The sequence below is a fragment of the Actinoplanes sp. NPDC049598 genome (assembly GCF_040675435.1).
Classification (GTDB): Bacteria; Actinomycetota; Actinomycetes; order Mycobacteriales; family Micromonosporaceae; genus Actinoplanes.
In genome coordinates, this window is the sequence record NZ_JBFAOX010000001.1 from 130,138 (window position 1) to 147,636 (window position 17,499).

At 70.4% G+C, this 17,499-nt stretch carries 20 protein-coding genes; 11 read left to right on the forward strand and 9 right to left on the reverse strand.

Going from position 1 to position 17,499, the window contains the following annotated elements:
• Positions 1 to 109: 109 nt before the first annotated feature.
• Together AB0J66_RS00705 and AB0J66_RS00710 are read right to left on the reverse strand one after the other, a co-directional pair.
• Positions 110 to 394: a hypothetical protein gene (locus AB0J66_RS00705; protein ID WP_364654464.1), complete on the reverse strand. Its 285-nt coding sequence runs from the start codon at positions 392 to 394 to the stop codon at positions 110 to 112.
• 25 nt (positions 395 to 419) lie between these two features.
• Positions 420 to 587, reverse strand: coding sequence for an SMI1/KNR4 family protein (locus tag AB0J66_RS00710; protein WP_364654466.1), 168 nt, complete (start codon positions 585 to 587; stop codon positions 420 to 422).
• Between the two features lie 101 nt (positions 588 to 688).
• Here AB0J66_RS00710 and AB0J66_RS00715 point away from each other — a divergent pair, with 101 nt between their 5' ends.
• The 3 genes from AB0J66_RS00715 (at position 689) to AB0J66_RS00725 (ending at position 3,177) form a co-directional block, all read left to right on the forward strand.
• On the forward strand, positions 689 to 1,108 hold the full coding sequence (locus AB0J66_RS00715) for an Rrf2 family transcriptional regulator (protein WP_364654468.1): 420 nt from the start codon (positions 689 to 691) through the stop codon (positions 1,106 to 1,108).
• Between the two features lie 12 nt (positions 1,109 to 1,120).
• On the forward strand, positions 1,121 to 2,317 hold the full coding sequence (locus AB0J66_RS00720) for a globin domain-containing protein (protein ID WP_364654470.1): 1,197 nt from the start codon (positions 1,121 to 1,123) through the stop codon (positions 2,315 to 2,317).
• 191 nt (positions 2,318 to 2,508) lie between these two features.
• Positions 2,509 to 3,177: a helix-hairpin-helix domain-containing protein gene (locus AB0J66_RS00725; RefSeq protein ID WP_364654472.1), complete on the forward strand. Its 669-nt coding sequence runs from the start codon at positions 2,509 to 2,511 to the stop codon at positions 3,175 to 3,177.
• Positions 3,178 to 3,185: 8 nt separating this feature from the next.
• Here the strand turns inward: AB0J66_RS00725 and AB0J66_RS00730 are convergent, their stop codons facing one another.
• Complete coding sequence (locus AB0J66_RS00730; protein WP_364654473.1) at positions 3,186 to 3,353, reverse strand: hypothetical protein; 168 nt, start codon at positions 3,351 to 3,353, stop codon at positions 3,186 to 3,188.
• Between AB0J66_RS00730 and AB0J66_RS00735 the strand changes: the two genes are divergently transcribed.
• The 3 genes from AB0J66_RS00735 to AB0J66_RS00745 all read left to right on the forward strand — a co-directional run bounded on the left by AB0J66_RS00735 (position 3,330) and on the right by AB0J66_RS00745 (position 6,260).
• On the forward strand, positions 3,330 to 4,154 hold the full coding sequence (locus AB0J66_RS00735) for an FAD-dependent monooxygenase (RefSeq protein ID WP_364654475.1): 825 nt from the start codon (positions 3,330 to 3,332) through the stop codon (positions 4,152 to 4,154). The genes AB0J66_RS00730 and AB0J66_RS00735 overlap by 24 nt on opposite strands.
• Positions 4,155 to 4,200: 46 nt before the next feature.
• Positions 4,201 to 5,367: an RtcB family protein gene (locus AB0J66_RS00740; RefSeq protein ID WP_364654477.1), complete on the forward strand. Its 1,167-nt coding sequence runs from the start codon at positions 4,201 to 4,203 to the stop codon at positions 5,365 to 5,367.
• A 161-nt stretch (positions 5,368 to 5,528) separates the two neighbouring features.
• On the forward strand, positions 5,529 to 6,260 hold the full coding sequence (locus AB0J66_RS00745) for an alpha/beta hydrolase (protein ID WP_364654480.1): 732 nt from the start codon (positions 5,529 to 5,531) through the stop codon (positions 6,258 to 6,260).
• Positions 6,261 to 6,309: 49 nt separating this feature from the next.
• Here the strand turns inward: AB0J66_RS00745 and AB0J66_RS00750 are convergent, their stop codons facing one another.
• Positions 6,310 to 6,633 (reverse strand): hypothetical protein, encoded by a 324-nt coding sequence (locus AB0J66_RS00750; protein WP_364654482.1) that lies wholly within the window; start codon positions 6,631 to 6,633, stop codon positions 6,310 to 6,312.
• Positions 6,634 to 6,786: 153 nt separating this feature from the next.
• Here AB0J66_RS00750 and AB0J66_RS00755 point away from each other — a divergent pair, with 153 nt between their 5' ends.
• Entirely contained in the window at positions 6,787 to 7,386 is a 600-nt protein-coding gene (locus tag AB0J66_RS00755; RefSeq protein WP_364654484.1) for a hypothetical protein, read from the forward strand.
• On the opposite strand, the gene AB0J66_RS00760 is transcribed toward AB0J66_RS00755, so the two are convergent.
• The 3 genes from AB0J66_RS00760 to AB0J66_RS00770 form a co-directional block, all read right to left on the reverse strand.
• Positions 7,383 to 10,409 (reverse strand): trypsin-like peptidase domain-containing protein, encoded by a 3,027-nt coding sequence (locus AB0J66_RS00760; protein ID WP_364654486.1) that lies wholly within the window; start codon positions 10,407 to 10,409, stop codon positions 7,383 to 7,385. The genes AB0J66_RS00755 and AB0J66_RS00760 overlap by 4 nt on opposite strands.
• A gap of 2 nt (positions 10,410 to 10,411) precedes the next feature.
• Positions 10,412 to 10,738: a trypco2 family protein gene (locus AB0J66_RS00765; RefSeq protein ID WP_364654488.1), complete on the reverse strand. Its 327-nt coding sequence runs from the start codon at positions 10,736 to 10,738 to the stop codon at positions 10,412 to 10,414.
• Between the two features lie 66 nt (positions 10,739 to 10,804).
• The gene (locus AB0J66_RS00770; RefSeq protein WP_364654490.1) at positions 10,805 to 11,137 is read right to left on the reverse strand and encodes a hypothetical protein; all 333 of its coding nucleotides are present in this window, start codon (positions 11,135 to 11,137) and stop codon (positions 10,805 to 10,807) included.
• A 120-nt stretch (positions 11,138 to 11,257) separates the two neighbouring features.
• Between AB0J66_RS00770 and AB0J66_RS00775 the strand changes: the two genes are divergently transcribed.
• Positions 11,258 to 11,992 carry an epoxide hydrolase N-terminal domain-containing protein gene (locus AB0J66_RS00775; protein ID WP_364654492.1) on the forward strand — a complete coding sequence of 245 codons (735 nt, stop codon included), beginning with the start codon at positions 11,258 to 11,260 and terminating at the stop codon, positions 11,990 to 11,992.
• A gap of 131 nt (positions 11,993 to 12,123) precedes the next feature.
• Here AB0J66_RS00775 and AB0J66_RS00780 read toward each other — a convergent pair whose 3' ends face one another.
• Complete coding sequence (locus AB0J66_RS00780) at positions 12,124 to 12,885, reverse strand: copper homeostasis protein CutC (protein ID WP_364654493.1); 762 nt, start codon at positions 12,883 to 12,885, stop codon at positions 12,124 to 12,126.
• A gap of 78 nt (positions 12,886 to 12,963) precedes the next feature.
• On the opposite strand from AB0J66_RS00780, the gene yiaA reads away from it, so the two are divergent.
• Both yiaA and AB0J66_RS00790 read left to right on the forward strand, forming a co-directional pair.
• Positions 12,964 to 13,410 (forward strand): inner membrane protein YiaA, encoded by a 447-nt coding sequence (gene yiaA, locus AB0J66_RS00785; protein WP_364654495.1) that lies wholly within the window; start codon positions 12,964 to 12,966, stop codon positions 13,408 to 13,410.
• A 35-nt stretch (positions 13,411 to 13,445) separates the two neighbouring features.
• A complete protein-coding gene (locus AB0J66_RS00790; protein ID WP_364654497.1) occupies positions 13,446 to 14,018 on the forward strand; it encodes a hypothetical protein in 573 nt (190 codons plus the stop codon).
• A 12-nt stretch (positions 14,019 to 14,030) separates the two neighbouring features.
• On the opposite strand, the gene AB0J66_RS00795 is transcribed toward AB0J66_RS00790, so the two are convergent.
• Positions 14,031 to 14,582 (reverse strand): hypothetical protein, encoded by a 552-nt coding sequence (locus AB0J66_RS00795; RefSeq protein ID WP_364654499.1) that lies wholly within the window; start codon positions 14,580 to 14,582, stop codon positions 14,031 to 14,033.
• Positions 14,583 to 14,878: 296 nt separating this feature from the next.
• On the opposite strand from AB0J66_RS00795, the gene AB0J66_RS00800 reads away from it, so the two are divergent.
• On the forward strand, positions 14,879 to 17,479 hold the full coding sequence (locus tag AB0J66_RS00800; RefSeq protein ID WP_364654501.1) for a DNRLRE domain-containing protein: 2,601 nt from the start codon (positions 14,879 to 14,881) through the stop codon (positions 17,477 to 17,479).
• Positions 17,480 to 17,499 lie beyond the last annotated feature (20 nt).

A 17,499-nucleotide genomic window follows, 5' to 3' on the forward strand; every position in this document is an offset into this window, starting at 1 on the left:
ACATCGCTTCTGCCTCGTCCCCGTGACGCCCAACTCCCGGCCTTCGCCGACACACGCCTCGTCGACCGGGTCGAGCGAGATGAGGTTGGGCAGGTCGCCGACCCGACCTCTACGAGCGAACGGCGGGCAACACCTCCCAGTACGGTCCCCGCTCCTTGAGAGCCACCGGCCAGTCGCCCGCCGCGACCCCTGGCCGGACGTGCCAGAAGAGTAGGTCGCCGTTGCCCGTGTGTGCCCACGAGATCAGCCGGTCACCCGGCGAGAACCAGTCCGGCACGTCCTCCCGGTCCGGCGTCCATCGTGTCGCGTCACCGACAGCCCAGTCCCCGGCCCAGTTGTCCGGCCCGCCGAAGTCGAGCCGGAGGCATTCCTGGGCGTACGCGTTGTGCCGCACCAGATCCGCCCACTCCAGCGCGGCATCAGTGCACAGACGGTGAGATGCTCGTCGACCAGCCGGCCCCGTGCGCCGCGGCGAAGGCCTTGTAGTCACCCGGCAGCGTCATGCCCAGAGAATTCTCGGCTTGAGACCAGTCGGCCGCGCCGGACCGCGGCCGCAGCCCGAGCAACTCCTCCAGCGATCCGCTCACAGCACCTGTATATCAGCCGCGGCCGGCCACAGTGGATGACGCCCGAGTGACCATCTTCATAAACAGGACTCCTGGAGTCTTCTTTATGGCACGCTTCCCTCGTGCGCCTCAACAGGTCGACGGACATCAGTCTCCGGATTCTCATGCTCGGTGCGGTCGGTGACGATCTGCTCACCATCGACCGGCTCGCCGAGTCGCTGAACGTGCCCCGGCACCACCTGGCCAAGGTGGTGCAGAAGCTGCAGCGCATGGGCCTGCTCGAGACCGTCCGGGGCCGCCACGGCGGCGTACGCCTGGCCGCCGCCGCCCGCGACGCCTCGATCGGCGTCGTGGTGCGGGAGTTGGAGGGCGCCAACGAGGTCGTCGACTGCGAGGGCGAGACCGCCTGCCCGCTGAGCGGGGGGTGCCGTCTGCGCGGCGCGCTCCGTAAGGCGCAGGAGGCCTTCTACGCGGCGCTCGACCCCATCACCGTCGGCGACCTCACCTCGCCGCCGACGTATCAGATCCTGCTCAGCCTCTGACGGAGGAACCCCGTGCTCTCACAGAAAAGCGCCCCGATCGTCGCAGCGACCCTGCCGGTCGTCGGCGCGCACATCGACCAGATCTCCGGTGTCTTCTACGACACGATGCTGGGCGAGAACCCCGACCTGCTGAACCTGTTCAGCCGTAGCGCCCAGGCCACCGGCGAGCAGAAGTCGGCCCTGGCCGGCGCGGTGGCCCTGTTCGCGACCCACCTCAGCGGCGAGGCCCCGCTGCCGGAGCACGTGGTCACCCGGATCGCCCAGCGCCACTGCGCCCTCGGCATCCGCCCCGAGCAGTACGCGATGGTCGGCAAGTACCTGCTGGGCGCGGTCGGCACGGTCCTGGGCGACGCCGTCACTCCCGAGATCGCGGCCGCGTGGGACGAGGTCTACTGGCTGTTCGCCGTCCGTCTGATCGGCCTCGAGTCGCGCATCTACGCGGAGGCCGGCGTCGACGGCGAGAACCCTTGGCGCACCTACGTCGTGGCGAACAAGGTGGCCGAGGCCGACGACACCGTCTCGCTCATCCTGACCCCGTCCGACGGCGAACCCGTCCCGCACTACCGTCCCGGCCAGTACGTCACCATCGCCGCCACCCGGCCCGACGGCACCCGCCAGCTGCGCCAGTACTCCCTGTCCCAGGCCCCCAACGGCGGCACGCTGCGCATCACGGTCCGCCGCGTCCGCGGTGTCAACGGCACACCCGACGGCGTGGTCTCCGGCTGGATCCACGACACGGTGCGCCCCGGCGACGCGTTGACGGTCTCCCAGGCGTACGGCGATCTGACCCTGCCCGCCCAGGGTGACCACCCGCTCCTGCTGATCAGCGCCGGTGTCGGCATCACCCCGATGGCCGCCATCCTCGACGAGGTCTCCCGCACCCAGCCCGGCCGTCCCGTGACGGTGGTCCACGCCGACCGCAGCCCGTCCCGCCACCCGCTGCGGGCCGAGGTCGCCGCCGCCGGCGCCCGCCTCCGCGAGTTCGACCACCTCGCCTGGTACGACACCCCGGTCGCGGGCGCCTTCACCGGCCGCATCGACCCCGACCGGATCCCCTTGCGCCCCGGCGCCGAGGTCTACCTCTGCGGCCCCGTCCCCTTCATGCAGGCGGTCCGCGCGGCCCTGCACCGCCGCGGCCTCTCCGAGGACCGCATCCGCTACGAGGTCTTCGGCTCGGAGCAATGGCGCACGGTCCCCGTTCCGGCTTGAAACCTTGGAAGTACGCATCCGGGATCAGCCCGTCAAATCAGGGAACGGCCCACGTCGTGGCCGAGGCCGTTCCCGGCTGCCGGGTCGTCCTGCAACGACCGCCCGCCTCCGGCGGGCTCAGGTCCAGGGCCGAAGCGTCCTGCCCGATCGTCCGATGAGACGACCGGCAGGCCCTTCATAAGATCAACTTCATGTATGCCGCCGCGCCCGTCCGCCGTCCACCGGTCACCTGGTGGTGGATCCTCGTCCCGATCCTGACGCTGGGGCTCGCCACGTTCGTGATGGTGCTGGTCGGCGCGGCGAAGCTTCGCTCCCGCGGCCACCTCGCCGCCGGATTCGGTTACCTCCTCCTGACCGTGATCTACATGATCACCAGTTCGGTGACGGGACCGGAGAGCGCCGCCTCCGACGTGCTGATCTACATCTGGATCGTCGTCACGTGGTTGATCGGCACGGTGCACGTCATCTATCTCCAGGTGCGGGTGCGCCAGGCGCCCGCGCCGGTCCCGGCCGCGGGCGCGGATCCCGCGGTCGCGCTGGCGCAGTGGCGTACGCAGCGCCGGCAGGAAGCGCGCCACCTGTTGGCGACCAATTCCGCGGCCGCCAACGAGCTGCGCATCGGCCGCCCCGACGCCCCGAACCGGCAGTACGACGACGGCGGTCTCATCGACGTCAACCACGTGTCGGCCGCCTGGCTCTGCCACGAGCTAGAGGTGTCGCCCGCCCTGGCCGACGAGATCGTCCGGGTCCGCCACGAGCGCGGCGGTTTCACCAGCGCCGACGACTTGGTGCTGGACACCAGCATGACCTTCGAGCGCGCCACCGTCCTCCGCGACCGCCTGGTGTTCGTGCCCCTGTGAACCCTGCGCTAGGCAATGAGCCCTCGTAAGTAGGCGCCGATGGCTTCCCGGGCGTCGGGCCGCGCCGCCGGGTCCACACCCGGCCCGGCGACGCGGTCGAGCAGTAGACCGTCCACAATGGCCACCAGGGCCGGGGCGTGCCGCTCCGGCGGGTGGTCCACCGTGCCGAGCTGCATGCCGCCCTGCTGGCCCTGCTGCCGTCCGGCACGGTTCGCTACGGCCAGGCCGTGGAGGCGTCCATGCTCGACGACCCGGTCGTCATCGCCGCCGACGGCCTGCGCTCACCGACCCGCGCCACCTGGCCCGGCGACCCCGGCCTGCGCTATTCCGGTTACACGAGCTGGCGCGGCGTCACCACCCACCCCGTCGATCTGCTCGGCGGCGCCGGCGAGAGCCTCGGCCGCGGCGAGCGCTTCGGCCTGGCCCCGCTGCCCGACGGCCGCGTCTACTGGTTCGGCGCGGTCTCGCTGCCCGCGCGCACCCGGTTCCCCGACGAGTTCGCCGAGGTGCGCCGCCGCTTCGCCGGCTGGCACGCCCCGATCGCCGACATCCTCGCCGCCACCGACCCGGCCGCCGTGATCCGCACCGACATCCACGACCTGGCCCGGCCGCTGCGAACGTTCCGCCGCGGTCACACGGTCCTGCTGGGCGACGCCGCCCACGCCATGACCCCCGACCTCGGTCAGGGCGCCGCCCAGGCCATGGAGGACGCGGCCACCCTGACCCACCTGCTGGCCGAGCTCCCGGTCGACGCCGCCCTCAGCGCCTACGACGAGGCACGCCGCCGCCGCACCCGCGCGATCGCCGCCAAGGCCCGCGCCATGGGCCGGCTCCTGCAGAGCCGCAGCCGGCTGCGAGACCCACTGCTGCGCCTCGTCCCACCCGCCGTCACCGCCCGCCAGCTGACCGCCCTGCAAGCCTGGAAGCTACCGCGACCACGAGTTAATTCGGGCGCGCTCGGCGATCTTGGCGGCTAGCGTGACCGGCAACGGAAACGACATCCCGGTAAGGGGGAGAGCAGTCATGCAGCGGGTCAACGACCGTCTGATCAATTGGGCGAGCCTCATCGAGGGCGGCACCTTGGCCCAGGCGGAAGCCGCTTCGAAACTGCCCTTCATCTTTCCGCACATCGCCCTCATGCCCGACGCCCACCTCGGCAAGGGGGCGACGGTCGGCTCGGTCATCCCGACGCTCGGCGCGATCATCCCGGCCGCGGTCGGGGTGGACATCGGGTGCGGCATGGCCGCCGTCCGTACGCAGTACCGGCGCGAGGACCTCAAGCCGGGTCTGGCCGATCTGCGCACGGCGATCGAGCGGGCGGTCCCGCTGTCGGCCGGCGTCTACAACACGGCGCTGACCGAGACGGCCGCGCGCCGGGTGGAGACGCTGACCGCCAAGGCGGAGAAGGCCGGCTTCGACCCGGGCCGCTACGCCGGCAACTGGGCGCTGCAGCTCGGCTCGCTGGGCAGCGGCAACCACTTCATCGAGGTGACCGCCGACGAGACCGGCGCGGTGTGGCTGTTCCTGCACTCGGGTTCGCGCGGCGTCGGCAACAAGATCGCCACGCACCACATCAAGGTGGCGCAGGAGCTGATGAAGCGCTGGTGGATCACCGTGCCCGACCCCGACCTGGCGTACCTGGCCGAGGGCACCGACGAGTTCTGGCACTACATCCGCGAGCTGCGCTGGGCGCAGGACTTCGCGCTGTCCAACCGGGACGAGATGATGGACCGGGTGATCGACTGCTTCGCCGAGTTCACCGGCGGCCCGGTCGAGGAGCTCGAGCGCGTGCAGTGCCACCACAACTACACCGAGCAGGAGACGCACTTCGGCAAGAAGGTCTGGCTCTCCCGCAAGGGCGCCATCAACGCCGAACAGGGCCGCCCCGGCCTGATCCCCGGCTCGATGGGCGACGCGTCGTACGTGGTGGTCGGCAAGGGCAACCGCCTCGCGCTCAACTCGTCCCCGCACGGCGCCGGCCGCAACTACTCGCGTTCGAAGGCTCGCAAGACCTTCACCCGCGAGCAGCTGCGCGAGGCCATGAAAGGCATCGAGTACCGCGACACCGACGCGTTCCTCGACGAGATCCCGCAGGCGTACAAGCCCATCGACGTCGTCATGAACGACGCCGGCGACCTGGTGGAGATCCGCCACACCCTGCGCCAGATCGTCAACGTCAAGGGCGACTGACGAAATTCGCTGTACGGCCCGCGCCGCCGGGCCGTACAGTGCCGTTGCCGTGACCTGAGGCGAGGAGGTGAGACCCGTGACCGTTGCATCGAGCCGGGTGCTCCCTCCCCGCGTCACGGACGGGAGCGCCTGAGCCCAGGCCACTCCCGAAAGGCCCCACCATGCGCTTCACCTCGGACACGTCGGCCGACGGCATCCGCGAACGCGACTTCACCGTCGGCGACGTCCCCGGCGTCCTCTGGTCCCCGGCCGGCGCCGACAGCCCCACCCCGCTGATTTTGATGGGCCACGGCGGCGGCAATCACAAGAAGTCGCCCGCCATGACCGGCCGCGCCGAACTCCTCATCAAAGCCGGCTGCTCGGTGGCTGTCCTAGACGCCCCCGGCCACGGCGACCGCCCCCGCACCGCCCACGACGACCACGAGATCGCCGCCCTCTTCGCCGCCCGCGCCGCCGGCGCCCCGGAGGGCCCCATCGTCGTCCGCTACAACCTGCACCTGGCCGAGCAGGCCGTCCCCGAGTGGCAGCGAACGCTCGACGCGCTCGACAAAACCATCGAGTTCACCCAGGTCGGCTACTTCGGCCTCAACATGGCCACCGCCACCGGCATCCCGTTGATCGCCCGCGACCCCCGCATCACCGCCGCCGTCCTCGGCCAGTTCTGGCCCGCCCCCACCCTCCTCGAGGCCGCCCGCCGCATCACCATCCCCATCGAGTTCGCCCTGCAGTGGCACGACGAGCACATCCCCCGCCAGGACGGCCTGGCCCTCTTCGACGCGTTCGCCTCCCCCGAGAAGACCCTCCACGCCAACGCCGGCACCCACAAACAGCTACCCCGCTTCGAGTCCCGGAGCGCGGTCCACTTCTTCACCCGCCACCTCAAGACTCTCTAGATCTGGAGGGGCTCATGAACAGCAGAGTCAAGCGCCCGTTGCGCGGACCCTAACAGCCGAACTGCCCCAGGTAGCTGTTCCCCTGCTCGATGCCGGCTTGTACTGCGAGCTGTGCGTCTCTCAACAGTCGGACCCCTGTCGCGATCGCCTCGGCGGATTGCAGCAGGTGATCGTTGTCGGTGCCGACTGCGGCTGTGTTCAGGCACGTCGCGGCCGGCACGATATCGCCGATGGTGGCGTCGATGGGCACCAGGACGCTTTCGGCGCGTTCGAGGCACGCCCTGATCTGAGCGGCGAAGTCTCCGAAGGAGCCGTCGTCAGGTCCACCGGGAGGCGGTAGGCATGGATCGGGGGTATAGCCGCCAGTGGTCATAAAGTCACGCTAGGTGATCCATGTCGGGCGGGTCCATGACGCCATCGCGGCGGCATGGTCCTGCCACGAGGCGACGTGGTGGCGCGAGCAGGTGGCTGTCGGCGAGGATCGGCAAGCAGTCCGTCGGCGGTGATCAGGGGGTAGCAGGTTCCTATGCACGTGCGGATCGCCGTCGCCGACCCCCTTCCGGTATTCCGCCGGGGTGTCATGGCGATCCTGCGCGACGCCGGCTACGAGATAGACGCGCCCGATGATCTGCTCGCCTGGATCCGCGACGAGCAGACGAAGGCGGTCGTGATCACCGTCCGGTCCGACGCCGACTGGCAACTGCTGGAGGCGCTGCACCGAGCCACCGCCGACCTTGTCCTCCTTGTGCTGCTCGACCAGGTCTCGGTGGCCGATTCGGTGCGCGCACTGCGGGCCGGCGCCGTGTGTGTGATGACACGCGACATCACCCCGTCGGATCTCAGCGAGGCATTCGACGCGGCAGTACGGGGGCAGAGCCGGGTTCCGGTCGAGGTGCTACGAGCGTTGATGGATCCGGTGCCCCCACCGCCGGTCGATCAGCCGTCGCCACGGGAGCGTGACTGGCTGCGCGCTCTCGCCCAGGGCACGACGGTGGCCAGGCTGGCCGTAGCCGCTGGTTACTCCGAACGGATGATGTTCCGGATACTCCGCGATCTGTACACCCGCCTCGGCGCCGACAACCGGACCGAAGCGCTGATCAAAGCGCAGGAACGTGGTTGGCTCTAACTGATGATCGTTTGCACCCGGCTGAGGCTGTCAGGGGCGCGGCCGGCCGTGAGGATGTCGAACAGCTCCCATCGTCGACGCTTACCGCCGGCGCAGTCGCCACTGTTCGCAATGGCTTGTTTATAGGCGGTCTCTGCTTGCCACGTAGTGGTGCGGCCATCTATGAGGATGAGGCCGACCTCAGCGATCGCGGCGGTCTCCCATGCGCGGTAGTTGCGCCACTCCTGTGTCCTGAGGTTGGTGGCGAAGTCGATCGCCTGAGCGAACGCCGCCCGGGCCCGGTCGCTCGATTCGTCGACCCGGAACGCAGCGACACCCTCTACGGCGAGCGCCTCGGCGACGAAGAGGCTGCGCTTGAACCGGGTGGCCGAAGCAGCCACTTTCAAGGCCTTCTGGAACTGGCTTCTTCGCAGAAGGGCGGTGGCATAGGTGGTGCCGGCGATCCGGGCGAGTTCAGGGCTGCCTATGCGAAATGCCGCCTTGCATGCCCTTGCGGCCAACGGCAAAGCGTCGTCCGGGCGTCCCCGATGGAGGTGTACGCGTGCCTCCAGGTCGTCGCAGCGGGCGAGCAGCAACGTTGCCTCGAGGTCGAAGGCAGCGTCGCGGACGCGCGAGACGGACTCGACGCAGCGTACGTCGTCGCCGAGTTCGAGCTCAATCAGCGCGCGACTGTAATCCAACCCGGCCTCGAGCAACCGTGTCTCCTCGTTTCGGCCGCGGGCGGCCAGGCTGCGGTGAGCCGCGTCAACCTGGCGCAGCGCCTCGTCGAATCGACCGGTCTGGGCCTCGCACAGCGCCATCCCGGCGGCTGCCTCGGCGGTGCCAGGGCGGTCGTCGACGTGGGCCTGTGCGGCCGCGAGTTTGTAATACTCGGCCGCGACGCCGATCCGGCCGCTTTGGAAGAGCTGGCCCGCCAGCTGCACGGACAGCGAGACGTTGCGCTGACGGTCCTGAAGGGGGAGGTTGAGCTTGATTGCCCGGGCCAGCTCCTTGACGCTCTCGTCGAGTTTGCCGTACTGGCCGAGTGCGCGTGCGAGAAGAGATAGATGACGGACCCGGTCCGTGGTCTCGGTCAGCCTGTTCGACAGATCGCGCAGCCAGGGCAGGAGGGCGTCGCTGTGTCCCCATTCGCGGAGGTGGCGCCGGTCGACCTCAGCCATGGCGTCGAGCGCACGAACGGGATCGTTCGCGGACGCGTACAGGTCGATGGCGTTGAACCAGTCGGCGCACTGGTCCAGACGACTCGGATGCTGACGCCGGGCCGCCGCCTCGAAATACGACGCGGCACGCCTTCTTTCCGTCTCGACCACCTCGGGTCCGAGCCATCGTGTGATGCCCTCCGCCTGACCTCCCGACAGGTGGTACTGGTCGCCGGTGCGCCGCACGATCCGCCGATCGGCCAACTCCCGCAGGGTCTCCTGCGCATCGTCGCGCGGCAGGCTGGTCAGATGGGCCACCGCCGCCGCGCCGACCGGGCGCCCGCAGACGGCCAGCGCCTCCACCGCGCGCGCATGCTCGGGACGCAGACCGGTCATGACCGCTTCGGTGAGGCGCCTCGGACCGGCCGCGTCCGGAAGGTCGGATGAGTGCTGCAGGCCGAGGAGAATCTCCGTCCATCGAAGATGGCGGCCGGTGATGCGGTCCAGTTCCGGGGCGGACAGCTTCGGGCCTGAGGCGGGCCAGGCCTTCGCTATGTCATCGACGAAGAGGCTGTAGTCCGAGGCCGGCAAGTCCCCCTCAACGAAAACCGGACCAGCGGCCGGCAGCTGAAGGGATGGCGTCGATCTCCTGCCCACCTCCGAGGCGGTGACGAACAGGACCTGAATTCGGTGACCCCGAGTGTTCGCGATCGCTGTGAATATCGCGGTCAGGCCTTCGTCGCGAAGTCTCCCGTCGGGAGCCAGCAGCACCTCGGCGTTGTCGACGACGAGCAGTGCCGGGTCATCGGCCAGGGCGACGAACACGTCGCCCAACCGGGTCAGCGGGTCCGACTCCGGGCGGCGGAGCTGGGCCAGAAGTTCCTCTTGTGCTTCGACACCAGAGACGGCTCCGGCCAGCGCGTCCAGAACCGCGGTCACATTGACGCCGGTGTAGCCGGTCGCGGTCAGGAACGCGGCTCGCCCGTCGTAGTTGCGGGCCAGCTCGGCGGCGAGCGCGGTCTTGCCGACTCCGGCGGGTCCACGCAGCTCGCACAGAACCGTGGCCTTATCGGCGACCAGTGCCCTCAAGGCGTCGCGTTCCCCGGCGCGGCCGCGGACGTGGGTGGGCACGTAGTCGGGCAGACCGAGGACTTCATGACGAACGGCCGGTACGGCCGTCAGATACACGAGACCGCGGACGCCCAGCCGGGACCACCACAAGCCGGGGTCCTCGACACCGTCTCCCCATCTCGGATGAGCGGGGTCGTGTTCAATGGCGCTGATCGGCGTGGCGGTGATCGTCGATTGCCCTTGACGTGGCGCGTGCACGGTCACGACGCCGAGCAACATCCCGTCCACGATGACTGGCCCGCCGGACACTCCGGACCACGGCGAGGCCGGCAGCTCCCAGTCTTCCAGGGGCAGAGGTGCGGGGGAGTGTTGGACCGTCACCGATATCAGTCCGGTCGCGATGCCGGACAGCACACCGATGGTGCCCTTCGTGTCGACGAGCTCCCGCCCTGACAAGTCCGTGTCGGCGAAAGACGGGTAGCCATATACGTGGCATTCGATGTCAGCTTCCTTCTCGCCACCCCGGTTGATCCGCGCGAGCCGTATCGCCGGAAGGCTTTCCGGAGGGTCGGAAATCTCGACCAGGGCGAGGTCGGGCGCCGGTCCGTCCTCGTTCCCGACGAAACGAGGATCGATCGTCGCCGCAAGTCGTGCTTTGTTCGGGGTTCGCACGATCACCTCGGCCGCGTTCGCGATCACGTGTGCCGCGGTGATCACCACCGGACCGGCGACGATGCACCCCGATCCGTGCCGGATGCCGAGGGGGCTCGCGCCGATGACCTCGACGATGCGGCGTCTCAAATCGACAGTCACCGCTAGTCCTTGAGCCTGCTGTCCAGACTCGCGACCTTGACCGGACGCCCGGTAGTGCGGTCGACCGGTCCGCCGAACACCACCGTCACGCGCTGCTCATTGGCCCGTTGACGGCTGCCACCGGCGCCGAGCTCCACCGGCACCAGAGGGACCTTGAAGCCCGCCTTTCCATCGGCGCTGCGCGTCGCGGTCACCGCCAGCTCGACGGTCATCGACTCGACGGGAAGCTGAATGTCCGAGCCGGCGCCGGCCGCGCGGGCGATCAGAAGGTCGTCCCGCAAAGCCGCGATCGCCTCCGCCAAGCCGATACTGTCCGATTGATCCGCCATGCGGCTGCCCTCCATTGCCGTAAGTGACGTCCCCCTTGCTATAAGTCATCAATACCTATCGAAGTGTCAAGCCTCCACCTCGCGATTCTTGGTCTGCGGAACCTTCATGGTGAGGTCAGAGTTGTCACCATGCGTGGAATGACCGTCGCGTGGGCAAGTGTCGGCATTGGTGGGGCCGGGCGCGTCGCGCGGCCACCGTGCTGCGGTCACCGCGGCGTACCGGCTGGCCAGGCCGTGGACCGCGGCCAGCAGTTCGGGGGCGTCGACCACCTCGAAGCCGGCGCCGAGGAAGCCCAGCCACAGGGCCGGCATCGCCGGGTCGTCGGAGCCGGGGATGAAGGCGCAGCGATCCTCGCCGAGGGGCTCGATCTCGATGGTGGTCGGGAGCCGGGCGCGCACGTGGAGGCGGGGGCGTGCCCGATCACGCGGGCCTGGTAGCGCCATGTGGCCTGATGGAGGTCGCGGGCCACGGTGGGGGAGGGTGGCACCGGGCGGGGGGTGAAGCGCGGGCCGTTGGGGGTGCGCAAGGTAATCCGGTCGGCGCGGGCCACCGAGAAACGGCTCAACGAGCTTCCGCAGTTCGTCACCGAGATCGATTCTCAGCGGGTGCACTTCGCGCACGTGCGCTCGGCCGACCCGGGTGCGACGGCGCTGGTGCTCACGCACGGCTTCCCGAGCTCGTTCGCCGAGTTCGAGGAGGTGATCGCGCTGCTGCCCGACTTCCACCTCGTCGTGCCCTCGCTGTCACCGCCGCCGCCACCACCTTCATTCCGGGTGGCCGACCGGCTTGACCCGGACGATCCGGTCGACAAGCTGATCCGCGAGCGGATGGACGCCTTCACCCGCGAGGACTCGGACTATCCGGCCATCCGGAACACCCGGCCGCAGACCATCGGGTACGGGCTGACGGACTCACCGGCCCTGCAACTCGCCTGGATCGCCGAGAAGTTCGCCGAATGGACCGAGCGCCCCGTGGACCGCGAGCGGCTGTTGACCACCGTCGCGCTCTACGGGTTCACCGCCACCGCCGCCCACACCCTCTACGACCAGGCCCACTCGGCGGATTGGGGCGCCCCGCCCACGGTCCCGCAGGCGTTCGCCGTCTTCGGCGCCGACGAGACGGTCCGCAAATTGATCGCCGTCCCGGCCGGCACGCGCTGGACCGAGTTCCCCCACGCCCGTCACTTCCCAGCCCTGGAGGCCCCCACTGACCTGGCCGGCGACCTGCGCGCGTTCCTCAGCGGCCGCGATTGAAACGGCGAGGGTGAGGCGGCCCGGCGGGGGTGAGGCGGCCCGGCGGGGGTGAGGTGACCCGGCGGGGTGAGGCGGCCCGGTGGGGGTGAGGTGGCCCGGCGGGGTGAGGCGGCCCGGCGGGGCGGTGCACTTCAGGTGCGGACCGCGGCGAGGAGGGCGGCCGCGAGGTCGTAGTCGGTGCTCTCGCGGCCGCCCGCGCCGGCCGGGGAGGAGGTGCCGAGGCCGACGGTGACCTCCTCGGGGACGAGGCGTTTGGCCGAGGCGTGGATGGCGGGGACGCCGGTACGCAGCAGGGCCGGGACCAGGGCCGCGTCGACGCCGCCGCCGGCCATGATCTCGATGTGCGGGCCGGCGGTGGTGACCAGCGCGGTCAGGGCGGGCAGGGCGTCGGCGACCGAGGTGGCACCGGCCGACGTGAGAATTCTCCGTACGCCCAGGGCGGCGAGAGTCTCGACGGCCGTGACCGGATCCCCCAGGGTGTCGAAGGCCCGGTGGAAGGTGACCGGGGCCGGGCCGGCCGCGTCCAGCACGCGCTTGACCAGGTCGGTGTCGACCGCGCCGGAGCGGACGCCGCCGACCACCACACCCGTCGCACCGGCCCGCAAGGCGTGGCGTACGTCCTGGATGATCAGGGCGGTCTCGTCCGCGGAGTAGGTGAAACCGCCGTGGCGGGGGCGGATCAGCACATGGACCGGCGGGATACCGGGGGTGGCGACTGCGGTCTCGACGAAGGCGAGCGACGGGGTCACGCCGCCGAGGGCGAGCGCGGAGCAGAGCTCGATGCGGTCCACGCCGAGGCGGGCCGCCACCTCGAGGCCGTGGGTGTCCTGGACCGCGAGTTCGAAGGCGACGGGGCTCAGCGCGGGCTCCTCATGGATAGAAATGGGAAACAAAGCTGATTATTTCATGGAGGGGCCCGGTAGGTACACGTACTCAAGACTTCCGGGGCGCGTCGCGGAAGGCTGCTGCCCATGACAACCGCACCCGCATCGCCCGGCAAGCCCACCGCCGCCTTCGTCGGCGCGTCGTGGGCCGCACTGTTCCTCGGCGTCATCTCGTTCGCCGTCGGCCTGTGGAACGCGTCGATGGAACGCAGCGAGAAGGGCTTCTACGCCGCCGTCCTCGTCCTGGGCCTGTTCGCCGCCATCTCGCTGCAGAAATCGGTCCGCGACAAGGCCGAGGGCCTGCCGGTGACCGCGCTCTACCTCGGGCTGGCCTGGGCGGTGGTCGGCGCGGCGGTCATCATGCTGGCCGTCGGCCTGATCAACAGCGGGATGGCGCTGAGCGAGAAGGGCTTCTACGGCCTGTCGTTCGCGATGGCCCTGTTCGCCTCGGTCGCCGTGCAGAAGAACGTCCGCGACGCCATGCAGTACCGCCCGTCCTACGTCCCGCCCGATCATTTCACCCACAGCGCATGAAGACGGGGCCGGCCTCGCGGGGTGAGGCTGGCCCGATGGACGCGATCATGGGCACCCTGACCGAGGCGGAGCTGGCGCTGGTCCGCGAGACCGAGCCGAAACGCCTGAAGAAGCTCGACGAGGACGGCCTGATCGAGCTGCACGGCCGGGTCCGCCGCGCCCGCGACAAGCAGGTCAAGAACTACCGGCGGCGCGCCGCCGAACGGGTCGCCGAGACCGGTGGGCGCGGCAAGGCGTACGCCCGCAACGCCCGCCGCCGCGCCAAGGCCGAGGTCTTCGAGGAACTCCTGTCCCAGGTCAGCGCCCGCCTGGCCACCCTGGCCCACGAGTCCGCCGAGGCCCTGCGCCGCGAACGCGAACGCGAAGCCGCCGCCGCGGCGAAGGCCGCGGCGAAGGCGAAAGCCAAGTCTGCGCGCCCGGCTCGCGGCCGCAAGCCCCGCCCGCAACGGACGGACAACCGCCCCGACACCCCCGACCTGCGCAAGCGCGCCGCCTCGACCCGAGCCGCCGGCGCCCGCCGCCAGGCTCGCAAGGACAAAGGCCAGGCTGGCAAGGACAAAGGCCAGGCTCGCAAGGACAAAGGCCAGGCCCGTCAGGGCAGCCGCTGACCGCGGCCCGGGTCACCGCTCCTGCTGTTGCCGCCGCACGAAGGACTCCCAGCGGGGATCGGCCTGGCGCGGGTCGGGCTGGTGGAACTCCTCGGACGCGGTCCGCGACATGGCGACGGCGACCGCCACCGCCGTGGCGACCAGGATCGCGGTCAGCACCGAGCTGAGTGCGGGATACCAACCCGGGAGCAGGCTGAGGCCGAATGAGGTCGACTCCCCAGCCGTCAGCCCGAGCAACAGGCCGATGACCAGCGCCCCCATCGTGCACCAGACGGTCCGCTGCACCCACGATCGCCGGCGGCGGACCACCACCGCCAGCCCCAGGGCGGCGAGCCCGGCGACGACGGCCAGCCCGGTCTGGTACGCCAGCCCGGTCCGCACCGAGGAGATCTGCTTGTCCACGCTGTCCCCGGGCAGCCGGGGGATGCCGTCCGCCGCGGGCCCGAAATGCTGCCAGGCCAGCACGGCGCCGACCACCATCACCGCGCACACGACCGCGAACCCGGCCAGCAGCAACGAGCAGGCCCGAACGGCCCGCGGCGCCCGGTCCTCAGCCAACACCATCCGTCGATCCCCCGATCATCGACGCGCATCGTAGCGGATTTGCGGAGGGATCCCGCGCTCGGTCGAGCGGAGCGGGGACCGGTTACTTACTGGAACCTGTGAGAATTCTTTGAAGGCGGTCTAGACAAACAATCGACCATCCTCCATTGTGTTGATCATCTATCTGGCTGTGCGTGGGGCGTCGCAGCCAGTCACTGGGATCTTCATTACGGGGATGTGAGATGTCGGCTGGTGAAGGGCGCCCTCGTGGCTCCTCTGTGTCCAAATTAGACGTTCGTGTCGGCTTATTGGCCGTGATGCTCGTCGGTGCCTACGTGGCGGTGCCGTCCGGGCACCCGGGTGGGGAACCGGCGCCGGCCGAGGCGAAAGCCCAAGCCCAGGCCGAGGTCAAGGCCGAGGCTTGTCCCGGCGGGACCGTGCCGGAGCGGGACGCCCGTTCGGCGGCGCGGAAGTGCCGGGCCGAGGTCGGCATCGCCGACCTGACGACCGAGCAGGACCAGGCCTGGGCGCTGCCCGACGGCTCGGTCCGCTACGAGCACCGCTACCGCCCGGTCCGGGTCAAGCGGGACGGCAAGTGGACGCCGGTCGACACCACCCTGGCCTTCGCCGCCGACGGCTCGGTGCGCCCGGCCGCCACCTCCACCGGCCTGGTCTTCTCCGGCGGCGGGGCGGCCCCGATGGTCGCGGTCACCGAGGGCGGCGGCACGCTGCGGCTGGGTTCGCCGGCCGGCGTACTGCCCAAGCCGCAACTCAAGGGCGACACGGCGACGTACGCCGAGGTGCTGCCGGGCGTCGACCTGACGCTCACGGCCGACGTGCAGGGTTACTCGCAGGTGCTGGTCGTCAAGAGCCGCGAGGCCGCGGCCAACCCGAAGCTCGACCGGCTCGCCTTCGCGGTCGACGCCGACAACCTGAAGCTCTCGGCCGACGCCTCGGGCAACCTGCGGGCGGCCGACGCCCGGGGCAAGGTGCTGCTCTCGGGCAACGCGCCGATCATGTGGGACGCCGCCGCCGAGCGGGTCAAGGCCATGCGGACCACCCTGGCCCAGGCCTCGCTGGTGGTGACGCCGGACCGGGCCATGCTCGACGCCGCGGCCACGAAGTACCCGGTCTACATCGACCCCGGCGTCACCGCCATGAAGAGCAACTGGGTCAAGGTCGACTCGGGCAACCCCACGGTCAACTACATGAACGTGACCGGCAACGCGCCGGTCGGCAGCAACAACGGCGGCGCCAACAAGTACCGCTCGTTCTTCGATCTCGACGTCGGCTCGACACCGATCGCCGGCAAGTACATCGCGTCGGCCGACTTCGTGGTCACCGAGACCTTCACCGCCTCGTGCGAGCCACGCCAGATCGACGTCTGGGCCACCGGCTATGCGGGCGCGGCGAACACGTGGAACAACCAGCCCGCGTTCCAGTCGATCCTGTCGTCGCAGAACGTCGCCGGCGGCGCCTCCGGCTGCCCGGCCAAGGTGCTGCGGTTCCCGGTCACACCGATCGTGCGGTCGGCCGCGGCCGGCGCCTGGTCGAACGTGTCCCTGGCCCTGCGCTCGCCCACCGAGACGGACAACCTGGCCTACCGGACGTTCAACAACAACCCGAACATCGTCATCATCTACCGCGACTACGCGCCGGTGGCGGGCTGCCCGGGCGGCGTCGCGGCCGACAGCGACTTCAACGGCGACGGGACGACCGACGTGGCCGTCGGGGCCCCGCTGGCCACGGTGAACGGCCTGGCCGAGGCCGGGCAGGTGACGGTCAGGTACTCCGGATCGACCCCGGTCCAGACGCTGTACCAGGGCGCTTCCGGCGTGCCGGGCACGGCCGAGGTGAACGACCAGTTCGGCTTCTCGCTGGCCGGCTTCGACTCGAACGTGGACGGCTGCGCCGACCTGGTGGTCGGCGCGCCCTACGAGGACGGCTCGGCGGCGGACGAGGTGAACTCGGGCTGGTTCGCCATCCTGTTCGGCGGCCCGAACGGGCTGGGCCAGGGTGTCTGGTTCGACCAGCAGAACGCCGACGTGGGCGAGGACCCGGAGAGCAGCGACTGGTTCGGCTTCTCCGTGACCGCGGGCAACACCGCCGCCGGCGAGCCGTTCATGGCCGTGGGCGCGCCCGGCGAGGACAACGCCGGCGACGCCGACGCCGGCATGGTCCACTACCGGATCGGCTCGACCAGCGGGACCGTGGCCGGCGCCAGCGTCGACGAGCGCCTGGGCTACTCGCTCGCCTCGACCCCGAACCACTTCGCCATCGGCCAGCCGGGCCGGACCGACGCCGGCCATCCGTGGGCGGGCGGGGTGCGCGTCTTCGCGTTCTCCGGAACCACGATCAAACAGGTCGGCAATACGATCGGCGGCGCGCCGGCCAACACCACCCTCGGCAAGTCGATCGCCATGGTGCCGGTCAGCGGCACCTCGGACTCGCTGCTGGCGGTGGGGTCGCCGGGGGCCGACTGGTCGAACGTCCCCGACTCCGGTGTGGTGTCCACCTACCGGGTCGCGGCGACGGCCTACTCCGCAGTGGCCGTCGGCGTGCACCATCCGCAGCCGAGGGCGGGCGACCGTTTCGGCGAGCAGGTGATCTTCTCGCCCGGGACGGACCAGACCCTCGTGGTCGGCGCGCCCGGCTACGACCTGGCCAACGCCCGCGACGGCGGCTGGGTGGTCGGCGTCAAGGCGGCCGGCGCGGGCTCGACCGTCGCCATCAAGGGCGGCGGCAGCGAGATGTCCCTCGAGGGCGCCTTCCTGGGCTCCTCGGCGACCAGCCTCTACGTCAACCGGCCGGTCAAGGGCGAGGTCAGCGCGTACTCCTGGTCCTCCATCGCGGCCGGCGCCCCGGCCGCCACGGCCACCTGGACCGGGCCGGCGTCCTTCGGAACGGCGGTCCGGTGATGAACTCCAAGACGCAGAAA